The 12,000-nt window shown below is 65.3% G+C and carries 11 protein-coding genes and 1 pseudogene; 10 read left to right on the top strand and 2 right to left on the bottom strand.

All coding sequences use genetic code 11. From position 1 onward, the window contains the following. Window positions 1-854 precede the first annotated feature (854 nt). Window positions 855-1,004 (top strand): annotated as a pseudogene (locus tag IEV99_RS10735) (EamA family transporter); the annotation flags it as partial. A 207-nt stretch (window positions 1,005-1,211) separates the two neighbouring features. On the opposite strand, the gene IEV99_RS10730 reads toward IEV99_RS10735, so the two are convergent. Beyond that, the gene (locus tag IEV99_RS10730; RefSeq protein ID WP_188517798.1) at window positions 1,212-1,676 is read right to left on the bottom strand and encodes a DUF2147 domain-containing protein; all 465 of its coding nucleotides are present in this window, start codon (window positions 1,674-1,676) and stop codon (window positions 1,212-1,214) included. Window positions 1,677-2,069: 393 nt separating this feature from the next. Here IEV99_RS10730 and IEV99_RS10725 point away from each other — a divergent pair, with 393 nt between their 5' ends. Then, entirely contained in the window at window positions 2,070-3,413 is a 1,344-nt protein-coding gene (locus tag IEV99_RS10725; RefSeq protein ID WP_188517797.1) for an aspartate aminotransferase family protein, read from the top strand. Window positions 3,414-3,425: 12 nt separating this feature from the next. Here IEV99_RS10725 and IEV99_RS10720 read toward each other — a convergent pair whose 3' ends face one another. After that, window positions 3,426-4,244 carry a MipA/OmpV family protein gene (locus IEV99_RS10720; protein ID WP_188517796.1) on the bottom strand — a complete coding sequence of 273 codons (819 nt, stop codon included), beginning with the start codon at window positions 4,242-4,244 and terminating at the stop codon, window positions 3,426-3,428. A gap of 265 nt (window positions 4,245-4,509) precedes the next feature. Between IEV99_RS10720 and IEV99_RS10715 the strand changes: the two genes are divergently transcribed. Genes IEV99_RS10715 through IEV99_RS10680 form a run of 8 tightly spaced genes read left to right on the top strand, consistent with a single transcriptional unit; the run spans window position 4,510 to window position 11,982 of the window. Then, window positions 4,510-5,178, top strand: coding sequence for an HAD-IB family phosphatase (locus tag IEV99_RS10715; protein WP_188517795.1), 669 nt, complete (start codon window positions 4,510-4,512; stop codon window positions 5,176-5,178). Continuing rightward, window positions 5,178-6,116 carry an arginase family protein gene (locus tag IEV99_RS10710; RefSeq protein ID WP_210318654.1) on the top strand — a complete coding sequence of 313 codons (939 nt, stop codon included), beginning with the start codon at window positions 5,178-5,180 and terminating at the stop codon, window positions 6,114-6,116. The genes IEV99_RS10715 and IEV99_RS10710 overlap by 1 nt, the downstream gene beginning before the upstream one ends. Then, on the top strand, window positions 6,113-6,469 hold the full coding sequence (locus IEV99_RS10705; protein ID WP_188517793.1) for a DMT family transporter: 357 nt from the start codon (window positions 6,113-6,115) through the stop codon (window positions 6,467-6,469). Before IEV99_RS10710 ends, IEV99_RS10705 begins: the two co-directional genes overlap by 4 nt. Before the next feature lie 4 nt (window positions 6,470-6,473). Next, window positions 6,474-7,322, top strand: a complete 849-nt coding sequence (locus IEV99_RS10700; RefSeq protein WP_188517792.1) for an alpha/beta hydrolase — start codon at window positions 6,474-6,476, stop codon at window positions 7,320-7,322. Beyond that, window positions 7,319-8,461: a GNAT family N-acetyltransferase gene (locus tag IEV99_RS10695; protein WP_188517791.1), complete on the top strand. Its 1,143-nt coding sequence runs from the start codon at window positions 7,319-7,321 to the stop codon at window positions 8,459-8,461. The genes IEV99_RS10700 and IEV99_RS10695 overlap by 4 nt, the downstream gene beginning before the upstream one ends. Continuing rightward, a complete protein-coding gene (locus IEV99_RS10690; RefSeq protein ID WP_188517790.1) occupies window positions 8,458-8,853 on the top strand; it encodes a DMT family transporter in 396 nt (131 codons plus the stop codon). Before IEV99_RS10695 ends, IEV99_RS10690 begins: the two co-directional genes overlap by 4 nt. 1 nt (window position 8,854) lies before the next feature. Further along, on the top strand, window positions 8,855-10,597 hold the full coding sequence (locus IEV99_RS10685; protein WP_188517789.1) for a sensor histidine kinase: 1,743 nt from the start codon (window positions 8,855-8,857) through the stop codon (window positions 10,595-10,597). Further along, window positions 10,594-11,982, top strand: a complete 1,389-nt coding sequence (locus tag IEV99_RS10680; RefSeq protein WP_188517788.1) for a sigma-54-dependent transcriptional regulator — start codon at window positions 10,594-10,596, stop codon at window positions 11,980-11,982. The genes IEV99_RS10685 and IEV99_RS10680 overlap by 4 nt, the downstream gene beginning before the upstream one ends. Window positions 11,983-12,000: the final 18 nt, after the last annotated feature.

Below are 12,000 nucleotides of genomic sequence, written 5' to 3'. Positions count from 1 at the left end.
TTCATCGTGACATGCGGGCGACCTGCACGCGACTGCGCCATCATTTGACACCACAGAGCGCACAAGCAGTGGTCGAGGATCAACCGCTCGCCTGAATCAACGAGCTTTCCAATTAGCGGCACTTGGGGATTTGGCGCGTTTGATCTGCTTCGTTCTGTGCGCCCCAAAACGGCCTGGTGACGTGGAGGAGTGCAGATCGCCTGAGTAGACATCCGATATTCGCGATTTTTAAGGTGCTCACTTAGCGAAGGAGGCGCGCGCTTAATCTTCAGCACAAGGAGGACGCCATGCGCGCTAACGCCGTGGGTTCCACGATTGCATTTGTCCAGATCACCACGACTGACGCTGAGCGTGCTGCAGAGGCCCGCGGTTTCTTTCCGGTGCTCCTGTACTCCACCATCGGTCTTGCCCTCAGCGTGCTCCTGCTCTTCAGTGGCATCCTGACGGTCCCCTTAGAATCTTGGTAATTGGATCGGCCCCAACGGGTTGAAAACGGTTCATTCCTCGCTACTTAGCGCTGCCGCAGCGGGGTCGTTTCGTTCGTGGCGCTCTTGCCTCGAAGCAGGGAAGTCGAATCCCGTATCGCATGATCGCCTGCATGAGGTGGGCAACCAGTGCACCAAAGCGGCCCAAGTGAACGTGGGAGAAGGCGAACTGGCGCGCTACTCGCCGGTTTGTCGTCCAATAATGCAGAACGCATTGCCGAAGGGATCGCTAGGGGTCGCTGCAAACGCGGTCGCAGGACCTCGAACTTCTGCTCGCACTTGCCGCTAACATCAGGCACCTTAGCCCAGGCAGCCTCAAGATCATCGACATGGAAGTCGATGTAGACCGGGGTCCAATGTCGCTCCTATGCCGCCCGGGTCGCACCCATTGACAAGCTCAGCATCGTGTTCACAGTCGTGCTAGGAGCTTCCTGCCTTGGCGAGCGTCTGGCTGCGCTAAACTGGCTTGGTGTAGCGCTCATCGCGGCAGGTGCAGTTCTTGTTTCCATCAAGATGTGAATCAAGGCATATGAAATGCCAAGTAGAAATGGCGTGCTGCGGGCCCGTGATGCTATCAATGATCGATCTTGTATTGGTGATGCAACGCGCACTCGACGTTGTAAAATGCTGCCTCACTCAAGCCATACCAGTACCGTTGCAAAGCGCGCCCGTGGCCGATGACCATCTTGGTTTGTCTCAATCGCTGACGAGACCGCTGGTCCGCCACTAAGATCGCGGCTGGTTCGCGGCGCGCCGCCATTGCTGCGTTCGGCCCAGCAGCGAAACGCCCCGGTAGGCATGGACCTGCAGTGAGCGGTTTCCCGCTGCGAGCACGGCGGTGAGTTGGTAGGTTTCGCCCGTATCGGGATCCAGGATGGAGCCGCCCTCGTAGCGCTCCTTGGTGCGCCGGAGACCGTCGACGACCGTCAGGCCAAGGAGCGGGGCGTTGTGCAGGGCGCCCAAACAGGCGGAGCAGACCGGATTTGGAGGCTCCCCCGGGGCCGGAAAGAGCTTCACGATCACGCCCTCGATGGTGCCGCCACGCTCCTTCAAAGCGATGAGGGCGCCGACGTCGCCATCCTCGTCAACCTGCTCCCACACACCGACTATCGGGTCCGGGGGCGCGGCGCGGGTTGGGCCCGCCGAAAGCGTCGCGGCCAGCAGGCCGGCGCAGAACAACGCGCGGTGCAAGGTTCGAGCCGTGTTTTGCAAAGGCGGGGTCCTTGGAGGGAGTTCCGCGAAAAACGCGCGGACTAGTTCGTGTGAGTCTTGAGTCCAACGACCACCAAGCTCGCAAAGCGATGCACCTACGTAAACAGTATTTGCGCCGACACAATGTTGGGAATTTGTATATAGGCCCGCCGAACCGGAGTACGCCGTGCTTTGATGGCGGCTACAAAATTTGATGTTCCGGGCGAAGCTGCAAACACACGTAAGGTAACTATGTCGTTCCACCAGCGAAGGATTTCTGATTAGCGCCGCGTGGCATGGGGATTGCCAAGTGGTCCCTAACCCGATGGCCAACTGCGCTGGATACTTTTGCGCCTTGGCCGTCCCGGATTGGTCGACTGCTGAGAGACGCTCATGAACTTCGTACCCAAGCACCCCCGCACGGCCATCAGCGGTGCGCTCTTCGACGCCGCCGCCAAGGTCATCCCCGGCGGGGTGAACAGCACCGCGCGGGCCACCTGGTCGGGATGGACGCCCTACCCGCTGTTTGTCGCGAAGGGTTCGGGATCTCAGCTCGAAGACGTCGACGGCAACGTCTACACCGACTACCTGCTGGGTCTCGGCCCGATGATCCTCGGCCACCGGCCGCCGGAGGTCACGCGGGCGGTGGTCGACTTCATCGAAACGCGCGGAACCGTGTTTGCGCTGCCGACCGCCGATGAGGCAACCCTGGCCGACAAGATCGTGGCGGCGGTTCCCTCCGTGGAGCAGGTGCGGCTGTGCAACACCGGCACCGAGGCGGTGCTCTACGCCACCCGGCTGGCGCGCGCCTTCACGGGGCGGCGCAAGATCGTGCGCTTCGAGGGCATGTATCACGGGTTTTCCGACGGCGTGTACTGGAGCAAGCACCCCAGCATCCCGGCCGCCGGGCCGGATTCGAGCCCGCGTCCCGTCGCCCAAGGGCCCGGGTTGCCGGCAGGCGTCGAACAGAACCTCATCATACTCCCCTGGAACGATCCCGAGGTTCTGCGGGCGGTGTTGAAGACCCAGGGACACGAGATCGCGGCGGTGCTCACCGAACCGGTGATGTGCAACACGGGGTGCATCCTTCCTGAGCCCGGCTACCTCGAAGCCATGCGGGAGGCCACCCGGGAGGCCGGCGCGCTCCTGATCTTCGACGAGGTCATCACCGGCTTCCGGCTGGCGCTGGGGGGAGCGCAGGAGCGCTTGCGCGTCACGCCGGACCTGTCCGTATTCGCCAAGGGGCTCGGCGGCGGGTTTCCGGTTGCCGCGCTGGGCGGTCGACGCGAGATCATGGCGCTCGTCAGCGACGGCCGGGTCTCCATGGCGGGCACCTACACGGCCAACGGCATCGCGGTCGCGGCCGCGAACGCGACGCTCGACATTCTCGCGCGGCCCCGTTTCTACGGCGACCTCGACGCCGTGTCGGATCAACTGCGCCACGGCCTCCAGGCAGTGTTCGACGCCGCGGCCCTCCCGGCCCGGGTCGTCGGGATCGGTCCATTGATGCAGGTGTGGTTCACCACGCATGCGATCCGGAATTATCGCGACGCCGAGCGCTTCGCCGATCAGGGTCTCTTCGACCTGTGGTGGCGCGGCATGCTGGCTCGCGGCGTCCTGTTTCACCCGGGCGCCTACGAAAACCTGTTCGTCTCGTCCGCGCACACGACCGCGGACATCGAGGCGACGCTCGACGCGGCTCGCGACGTCGCCGCGGAGCTCAGCCGGCGCGTGTGAGGCTGCGCCGGCTCACCGGCCGACCGCGAAGGAAAACGTCAGCTCGGTTCCAATCGTGAACTGATCGCGCGACCCGAAGCGTCGCACGATCGGGCTCGCGGCTGCGTCGCGTACGAGGCGGTCGTAGCGGGCGTATGCCGTCGTGGTCCACGTATCGGACCACGCGTAGCTCAAGGCGGCCGCGAGCCCCAGCGACTTGACGCCCGGGCCGGGATCGAACGCCCGAACGCGCATGTTCGCGGCCGCCTCCGTGGGGAGCACGCCGAAATTGGCGTCCATGTAGTCGGCGTCCGCGAACGACATCCGCGGCCCTCCCGACAACGTGAACCTCCCGAACTTCTCCACCCAGTCGACCGACAGGTCGCCGACGAAACCGTCAGCCCGGCCGCGGAACCCGTGCCGGATCTCGAGACGCGTCCGCAGCCGGTTCTGGATCGGCCAGACTTCGGCGAAGACGCCGGCCTCGACCGTCCAGGGCACGTCGCGCAGGCCATAAAGCCGCCGATCCGAGGCAAGGTAGCGTCCACCTCTGAGGTTCAGCACCGGGCCGATCGCCCAGCGTTCGCCGCTCAGAAGCGTGTAGTCGAATCCGTCGTCCGGAGCCGAGAAGCCGGCGGCCTCATCGGATCGGCGGATGCTGAACGAGGGCAGCGCATAGGGGCCATACAAGGAGGCCCCATCGTAGCGCGGGGCGACAGCCGCCGAGACGCCCAGCGTGACGATCCACTCCGCCGCCGGCTGCGGACTCGTCACCGCCGGCGTATCAGCCGCCCAGGCGGGCGCGCTCATCATCCAGCAGGCGAGCAACGGCAGGAGGTGACGGTGACCCACGGACATCTCGAAACGCACAGGTTATCAGGCGCTCGCGCAAAGGAGCGGTGGTCGGCATTCTAGTTCGTTCCGTCTCTCGATCCGAGCACGGTTATTGGGAGTGACCTCCAAAATTTGGAGGTCCGACGCGTGCCCTGCTGCAAATCCAATTTATTTCCACAGTTAGAACAGTCACTTTCGGGTTCGGGTAAGTTGGCACGTGGGTTGCCATGGAGCCTGTATGGTCATTAACCAACCTTCCGGATCGCCCTGCCCCGGCGTCCGCGTGCTGTGCGATTTCGACGGCACGATCACGGCGCAAGACGTCACCGATCTTGTTCTGTCAAAACTTGCCGCTCCGGAATGGCTGCACGTCGAGGAGCTGTGGCGCTCGGGCGCGATCGGCTCGGGTGAGTGCATGCGCCGGCAGGTCGCGCTGATGCGCTGCGGCTGGAGCGAGTTGGACGATCTGCTCGACCGGATCGACGTGGAGCCCGGCTTCGTCGCGTTCGCCCGAGGCTGCGCCCGCATGGGTCTTCGGCTGGAGATCGTCAGCGACGGGCTGGACTACGCCATCCGACGCATCCTGGGCAAACGCCGCCTGGACCTTCCCATCCGGGCCAATCGGCTGTTGCGCGGCGAGGACGGCCGCTGGTCGCTCGCGACGCCGTTCGCCGACGCGCGATGCCTGAATGGCGCGGCGCATTGCAAATGCTGGTCCGGCGGCTCGGCCCCGGTGCGCTACACGGTGGTGATCGGCGACGGGCGGTCGGACATGTGCGTGGCAGAGCGTGCGGACCTTGTCTTCGCCAAGCAAGGCGCCGAGGCGCCGTCGCCGCTGCTGCGCCATTGCGGAAATCTCGGCCTGCCGCACGTAGCCTTCACCAGCTTCGACGATCTCGGACGCGCCTTGGAGGCGCATTTCGCGCAGTGGCGGATGAGGGCAGCGTCGTGATGCGCCCACAACTCTTCCACCGCGCCGCTCCGCCGCCGACGGTGACGATTCTGGACCTCGACGGGTCCGCGCTGGAGCAGGCTCCCGTGCTCGCCCGGCTGCACGCCGGATCAGCCACGACGCTCGAGATGCGCGACCTGGGGAGAGCGCTGCGGCTCTGGGCTTGGAAGCCCGACTTTGAAGCCTTCAAGGCGAGATTGCCGGCCCCCGCGGACGCGCCGGAAATCTTCCTGCTCGGCTCGGGCGACTACCACCATCTCACGGCGGCGTTGCTCGAGCGCCGCGGCGAGCCGCTCACGGTCGTGCACTTCGACAACCACCCCGACTGGGCCTGGACCTTTCCCCGTCGCCATTGTGGCTCATGGGTTAATGCGGTCTTGGCCATGCCGCACGTTGTACGCGTGGTGACTATCGGGTGCTGTAGCGGAGATTTGGCCAACCTCGACAAGGCTGGCTGCAACTTGCGTGCGCTCCGCTCAGGCCGCCTGGAGATCCATCCATGGTACCATTCACCCACGGAACTGAGCGACCCCGCTAAGCCAATCCCTGGTCATGTGGTCGAGCATGGTCGCCTTCACTGGCGCAACATGGTCAATGAGGATTGGGATCTCGCGATTAGAGAGATCTTTGAAGCCATTCCGACAAAATCTGTTTGGCTCACCATCGACAAGGACGTCCTCGCGCCGGAACACGCAGCAACCAACTGGGACCAAGGGGCGCTTCCACTCGCATTCCTTGAACGCGCTATATCTCGCCTCGCGATCGAGCGGAGAATGGCCGGCGTTGACATCTGTGGTGATTACTCGCCCGCCCAACATCGTCACCCGATGAAATGGACAGAGTCGCTGCTCGACCAGCCACGGCGTCCGCCCGCTTCCACGGCCATCAACGCCGTTGTTAATGCACGGCTGCTCGACCTGCTGGAGCACGTGTTGTGAGCCCCATCCTCGCACTTCTGCTGGGTCTGACGATCGTTCTGGATGTGGCCGGCCAAACGGCCTTCAAGCTGGGGCTCGTCAGCGCTGAGGGACCGCTTTGGCGCAGGGTCGTCACTAGTCCGGCGACGCTCGCCGGTGTCGCCGCATACGGGGTCGAACTCCTGCTGTGGGTGGCGGTGCTCTCCATGGCGCCGCTCAGCGTTGCCTTTCCGGTGGCCGCGCTGGCCTATTGCGGCGTGCTGGCCACCAGCCGCCTCGTTCTGGGCGAGCGCGTCTCCGGCAGGCGCTGGCTCGGAGCCGCCGTCATCACCCTAGGGGTGGCGCTGGTGTGCGTCAGCGCCGGAACGGATTAACCACATGAACGACAACAGCTTCACACTCGAGGGCGGCCCCACCGCCGTGCTGCTCATCCATGGGCTCACCGGCACGCCCTCCGAAATGCGCAGCGTCGCTAAGGCCTTTGCGCGGCGGGGATACACGGTGCATGTCGTGCAGCTTGCGGGCCACTGCGGTTCCGAGGACGACCTGCTGCGCACCGGCTGGCGCGACTGGAGCCGGAGCGTCGAACGGGCGTTCGACCGGCTTCGCGAGCGCCATCAGACCGTATTCGTGGGCGGACTTTCCATGGGAGCGCTGCTGTCGCTCAAGCTCGCGCACGACCGGCCGGGCGAGGTCGCGGGGCTACTCCTGTACTCAACCACGTTGTTTTACGATGGCTGGGCCATTCCGCGCACGCGCGTTTTCCTGAAGCCAGCGCTTGCCTTGGGGTTCTCGCGATGGATCCGCTTTGTCGAAAGCGCGCCCTACGGAATCAAGGACGACCGTCTGCGTGGGCGCCTGATGCGCTCCATGCAGCAGGGCGACAGCGCGGCTGCGGGGAACGCGGCCACTCCGGGCGGCAGCCTCGTTCAATTGCACCAGCTGATCGCGCGCGTGAAGAAGGCGCTGCCCGCCATACGGACGCCTACGCTGGTGGTTCATGCGCGCGAGGACGACATGACGAGCCTCCGCAATGCCGATTACCTGGCGAGCCGCCTCGGCGGCAATGTCGAGAAGATCATTCTGGATGACAGCTACCATATGGTGACGCTGGATCTGGACAAGGGCCGGCTGATCGAACACTCGCTGGGCTTCCTGGGGCGCCACGCGCCCCATCAGGCGGCTCGGCATGGCTCCATCCCGCTGCGTCGGGTGCAAGGGCGATGAGGCGACCCTCCGCGACCACCACGATAGAACGGTCCATCGCGGCGGTCGCTCGCGAAGACTGGGATCGCTGCTTCCCGGGCGAAGCCGAGACCTGGGCCTTCTATCGCGCCGTGGAAGAGGCAGGGCCGCCAGGCTTCGACTGGCGATACGTCGTTCTACGCGACCAGGGCGAGGTGCTGGCCGTGGTTCCGGCGTTTCTCACCCGCTACGAACTCGATACCACCGTACAGGGCGGGTTGAAGCGCATCACCCGCATGCTCAGCCGCGCGCTGCCCTGGCTGATGACGTTGCGGCTCGCGGCCCTGGGGTCACCGGTCGCGGAGCGTTGCCACATCGGCTTTGCGCCGACGGCGCCGCCCGAGCGTCAGCCGGAGTTGCTGGCGCTGATGCTGGACGCCTTCGAGGCCATGGCGGACGCCGAAGGTTGCGGGCTGATGGCCGTCAAGGACGCCGGCGAGCGCGACATGCCGCTCTGGCGACGGATCACGGACGAACGCGGCTACCAGCCGATCCCTGGCCTGCCCACCGGCATGCTGGACATGCCGGCCGGCGGCCTCGACGGATATCTGGCGACGCTGAGCCGTGCTACGCGCAAGGACCTCCGCCGCAAGATGCGCGTACGCGAAGACCTCCGGGTGGAACGGCGCCAATGCGTCGACGACGTAGTCGAGGCCGTTGGCGCGCTTTACGCCGAGACGGTCGCGCATAGCGACCTGCAATTCGAGCACCTGCCGCCGAACTACTTCGCGGCGGTGCTGCGCCACATGCCCAACGCCACGATCGTACTGTATTGGGCCGGAGACGCGCTGGTTGCGTTCAACTTGTTGATCGAGACGCCGACCCACCTCGTCGACAAGTACATCGGCATGCACTACCCGGCAGCGCGACGCTACAATCTCTATTTTATCAGCTGGATAGAGAACATCGAGTACTGCGCGAAGCGCGGCATTCCGACGTATCAAAGCGGACAGGCGTTCTATGTCTCCAAATTGAGGCTGGGTTGCAGGCTGTCGCCAAACTGGCTGCTGTTCCGGCACCGCAATCGCGTCATCAACGCCTGCCTTCGCGTGGTGGCGCGGATCGTGAGGCTCGACCGTTTCGATCCGGCCATCGCGAGCCTCATGGAGCGCCAGACATGAACCAGCGCATCGAGGCTGGCGGCCATAGGCCGTCGATCCTGGCTGGAGTCGCCTGGACGTTCCTCGTGGTGTGCGAAACCCTCGCGCAGGTCGCCCTCAAGGCGGCCGGCTCGGCCATGGAGGGCATGCCGCCGGAGGCTTGGCTTTGGGCCGCCGCAGCCAATGGCTGGGCATGGATCGGCGTCATCGGCTATCTTGGATCCTTCGCCGCCTGGATGACGATCCTGGATCGCATGCCGCTCAGCCTCGGCTTCCCGCTCACCTCGATCGTGTATGTCAGCGTGACGGCCGCCTCGGCCGTGCTGTTTGGGGAGCATGTGGGCGCGCTCCGCTGGGCAGGCGTCGCGATCATCATCGCCGGCATCGTCCTGCTCGGCACGGAGGACGATTGAGGTGCGCAGCTTCGGGCGCTTTCGATCCATCCGGCTGAAGATGATCATCGCCTTCATGCTGGTCAGCGTCGCGCCCATGCTGGTCGCCACGGAGCTGGCCACCCAGCTCGTGGTCAACACCTTCGAGTCGAGCTTGCAAGTCTGGCTCTATGAAACGTCCCGCTTCTTTTTTGGCAACATGTTGGACGAGCGCCGGGAGGCGATGGGCATCGCCGACAGCATTATCGAACAGGGCAGCATCGATACCGTCGCGGACGGTTCCGCCACGGCCCTGCCGTCCAGCGTTCAGAAGCTGATGGACGCTCTCGGCTACGACGTCCTGGTGGTCTATGGCGCCGACAAGAAGGCGGTCTTCGCCTCGCGCCAGGTCTCTGGCCTGGAGGAGGCCCCGATCGGCGCCGAGGCCAACCTCTACACGGTGCGGATCAACGGCAGGCCGATGCTGATGGCCGGGGCGCTGCGGCCGTTCGAACGCAGCGGGTCTCGCTTCTACCTGATGCTCGGAATTTTTATCGACGAGAACTACATCGGCAACATCAACGCGCTGAAGTCCTTCGAGATGCGGCTGTACTACCGTCAGGGGGACAGCCTGGTGCAATTCTACTCGTCAGCTCTTGGCGCACAGGTCGACAGGCCCTTGCGGCCGGCCCTCGCCGAGGCGCTCGTGAAGGGTGAGCCATACGTATTCAGGCGCGCGGCCGAGGGCGGCCGCTTCATGGGCGTTTACACGCCGTTGCTCGACGGGAAGCAGCAATTGCTGGGCGTGATCTTCTGCGGGCTTCGGTCCGACATCGGCATCGCCGGCTGGGTGAACAGGACCAACATCTTCGTCGCCATCTTCATCGTCGGCTCGGCGCTGGCTGTGCTGGGCGCCCTCGTTTTGTCGCGCCAGCTCGTGCGCCCGCTGCTGAAGCTGGCGAACGGCGTGCGCGCCGTTTCGGCCGGCGATTTCGAGCAGCAGGTCACGGTGGCGGGCCGCGACGAGGTCGCGGAGCTGTCGGACGCGTTCAACAAGATGACGCGCGAACTCTCGCGCCTTCGCGACGTTGAGGCGCGGTTGCGCCGCCAGGAGCGCCTGTCGACGCTGGGCGAGGTCGCGGCGGGGCTCGCGCATGAAGTGCGCAATCCGCTCGGCATCATCAAGACCACGGCCGAGCTCCTGCAACGCTCGACGAGCCTCAACGAGGCGGAGGTTCGGCGCCTCGGCTATGTGGTGGAGGAAGTGCGCCGCATCGATGCGCTCATCCGCGACTTCCTGTCCTTCGCCAAGACACCCCAGGCCGCCGTTCTGCTGAAGCCGGCCGACGTCGTCGAGCGCGCGATCGCGTTCGTGCAGCAAGTGGCCGAGCGCCGCGGAGTGACGATCTCGTTGATCGACGACGCGCCCGACGCTGTGGTGCGCGGCGACCCGGGGCAGATCTACGACGCCGTGCTGAACCTCATCCTCAACGCCCTGGACGCGCTTTCGGGCGGCGGCAAGCTCTCGATCCGCCAGAGCCAGGATAGCGCCTCGGTGAAGCTGGTGTTCACCGACAACGGCCCCGGCGTGCCGGCCGACATCACGCCGCGCCTGTTCGACCCCTTCGTCACGTCGAAAGCCACCGGAACGGGGCTGGGCCTCGCCAAGGTCTTCGCCGTGATGGAGACGCATGGCGGAGCCGTCGCCTACAAGGGCGGCCCCACAGGTGCGGTGTTCGAGCTGAATTTTCCCACCGCAACCGAACATGACGCGGCGCCCGCATGACCCACTCCATCCTCATCGTCGATGACGAGCCGAAGCTTCTCGACGTGTTGGCGGGAATGCTGGAGCAGATGGGCTACCGCGCCTTAACGGCCTCGAGCGGGGCGGCGGCGCTGCAGACGCTGGACCGCGACCCCGTCGACCTGGTGCTGTGCGACCTGCGCATGCCCGGGATGGGCGGGCGCGAACTCCTCGCCGAAATGTCGCGGCGCGGCCATAAGATCCCGCTCGTGATCATGACGGCCTATAGCAGCGTGCGCGACGCCGTCGCGGTGATCAAGGAAGGCGCGTTCGACTACATCGACAAGCCTATCGAACTGGACGACCTGACGGCGACGCTCTCCAACGCGCTCCGCCTGCAGGACGCCCTGCGCGACAACGCCCGCCTGCGCGAGGAACTGGAGGGGCGGCATCGGTTCGACACCCTGGTCGGCGTGTCGCCCGCGTTCCAGACGGTTCTCCGATCCATCAGCGAAGTCTGCGCCGCCAAGACCACCGTCCTGCTGACGGGCGAGAGCGGCACCGGCAAGGAAGTCGTGGCGCGGGCCATCCATTTCAACAGTCCGCGCAGCGCCGGCCCGTTCGTGGCCGTCAACTGCGCGGCGGTTCCCGAGGCGTTGCTGGAAAGCGAGTTCTTCGGCCACGTGAAGGGCAGCTTCACGGGCGCGGTCGCGAACCGGGTCGGCCGCTTCGGGCAGGCGGACAACGGGACGCTGTTTCTGGACGAAATCGGCGACATGCCGCTCGCCCTGCAGGCCAAGATTCTGCGGGTATTGCAGGACCACGTCTACGAGCCTGTCGGATCAACCCTGAGCAAGACCACCGACGTGCGCATCATCGCGGCGACGAACCGCGATCTCGAGAAGATGGTGGCCGCGGGCCAATTCCGAGGCGATCTCTTCTATCGCCTGAACGTCTTCGCCATTCCGCTGCCGGCGCTGCGCGATCGGCGGGAGGACATCCCCCTGTTTCTCGACCGCTTCGTCGCGGAGTTCGGCCCGGCGCTCGGTAAGAAGGGACTTAGCTTCTCGCCGGACGCTGTTCGCGCGTTGTGCGCCTATCCCTGGCCGGGCAACATCCGCGAGCTGCAGAACTGCGTCGAGCGATCGGTGCTTTCGGCGAGGCGCGACGTGATCGAGGCGTCGGATCTGCCGCCCTATATCGGGCAAACCCAAGGCCCCAGCGGCTCGCGCGGCGACATCGTCTTTCCGATGGACCTCGACGACGAATGCGCCCGGTTCGAGCGCCAGCGCATCATCGCCGCCCTGAAGCAGACCGACGGCGTGCAGGTCCGGGCGGCCGAGATCCTGGGCATCACCGAACGCAGCCTTTGGCATCGCGTGAAGAAGCTCGGCATCAGCGTCACCCGCGCGGTGGCGGGAGACTGACGCCGGCGCGCCGCCGTC

This window comes from Alsobacter metallidurans (genome assembly GCF_014636935.1).
Classification (GTDB): Bacteria; Pseudomonadota; Alphaproteobacteria; order Rhizobiales; family Beijerinckiaceae; genus Alsobacter; species Alsobacter metallidurans.
This window is presented reverse-complemented; position numbering and strand designations above follow the sequence as displayed.

Coding starts and splice junctions, on each gene's coding strand:
- IEV99_RS10725 (WP_188517797.1), top strand. CDS start 2,070: ATGAACTTCGTACCCAAGCACCCCCGCACGGCCATCAGCGGTGCGCTC.
- IEV99_RS10710 (WP_210318654.1), top strand. CDS start 5,178: ATGCGCCCACAACTCTTCCACCGCGCCGCTCCGCCGCCGACGGTGACG.
- IEV99_RS10700 (WP_188517792.1), top strand. CDS start 6,474: ATGAACGACAACAGCTTCACACTCGAGGGCGGCCCCACCGCCGTGCTG.
- IEV99_RS10695 (WP_188517791.1), top strand. CDS start 7,319: ATGAGGCGACCCTCCGCGACCACCACGATAGAACGGTCCATCGCGGCG.
- IEV99_RS10690 (WP_188517790.1), top strand. CDS start 8,458: ATGAACCAGCGCATCGAGGCTGGCGGCCATAGGCCGTCGATCCTGGCT.
- IEV99_RS10680 (WP_188517788.1), top strand. CDS start 10,594: ATGACCCACTCCATCCTCATCGTCGATGACGAGCCGAAGCTTCTCGAC.